Raw genomic sequence first — 1,222 nt, 5'->3', positions numbered from 1 at the left:
GGTACAAACCTTCAGGTATGTAGCGAATTTCCCCAAAAAGATTGGAGGGACAGCAGGACTGGAACTAAATATTCAGCACTGCTGGCGCTTTACAAATACTTATCATTTGAAAAGAATTATGTTTTAGATCATTTTCGAAACTGATTCTATGCAAAACTGTTAATAACATGAGGTTTGCGATAATATTTGGTTATCTTTGGCCTAACAATATATAAATACAAATAATGAGTTTTTTCGCAGATAAAAGAAGGGAAGTAATGGTGCATATTGAAAAATATATGCTGGAGATGATGGATACCTATCTTAAACCGATTGATACCAACTGGCAACCTTCAGATTTTTTACCTGATTCTACAAGTGAAAACTTTTATCAAGATATTAGAATTTTAAGGGAAAATGCAAAAGATCTTTCCTATGATTTAGTTGCTGTTTTGATTGGCGATACGATTACAGAAGAGGCACTTCCAACTTATGAATCGTGGTTGGCTATGGTTCAGGGTCCAAGTATGAAAGAAGATGGTGGCTGGATGAAATGGAACCGTCATTGGACTGCTGAAGAGAATCGTCATGGTGATTTATTAAACAAATATTTATATTTATCTGGTCGCGTAGATATGCGCCAGATGGAAATTTCTACACAATATTTAATTGCTGATGGTTTCGACATTGGTACCGGACACGATCCTTATAGAAATTTTATTTACACTTCATTTCAGGAGTTAGCTACAAATATTTCTCATAGAAGAGTTGCTTCACTTGCAAAAAAAAGATGGCGATACCTTATTATCGAGAATGTGTGGCACTATTGCATCAGATGAAGCCAGACATGCTAAAGCGTACAAGGATTTTATGAATCGTATTTTTGAGGTTGATCCTAACGAAGCGATGATTGCATTTGAAGATATGATGCGCCAAAAGATTGTTATGCCTGCTCATTTCTTGCGTGAAGTAGGATTAAAGATTGGTCAGACTTTTGGACATTTTACAGATGCAGCACAACGTTTAGGCGTTTACACTGCTGTTGATTACGTTGAGATCATGCAATCATTAATTGAAGATTGGAAGATTGAGGGAATGCGTGATTTGAACGAAACTGGTGAAAAGGCCCGTGACTACATTATGGCTTTGCCTGCTCGTTTATTGCGTGTTGCTGAAAGGATGAAAAATCCAACAATGGATTATAAGTTTACCTGGATTGCAGGATAATTTCTTTTATTCATTA

1 pseudogene is annotated in these 1,222 nt (G+C 36.3%); it reads left to right on the top strand.

Annotated elements, in window-relative coordinates:
- Nucleotides 1-224: 224 nt before the first annotated feature.
- Nucleotides 225-1,206, top strand: a pseudogene (locus ON09_RS23705) (acyl-ACP desaturase).
- Nucleotides 1,207-1,222: the final 16 nt, after the last annotated feature.

This window comes from Pedobacter agri PB92, from assembly GCF_000258495.1.
Taxonomy (GTDB): domain Bacteria; phylum Bacteroidota; class Bacteroidia; order Sphingobacteriales; family Sphingobacteriaceae; genus Pedobacter; species Pedobacter agri.
The sequence above is the reverse complement of the archived record's forward strand: the minus strand, read 5'-3'. Positions and strand labels throughout refer to the sequence as shown.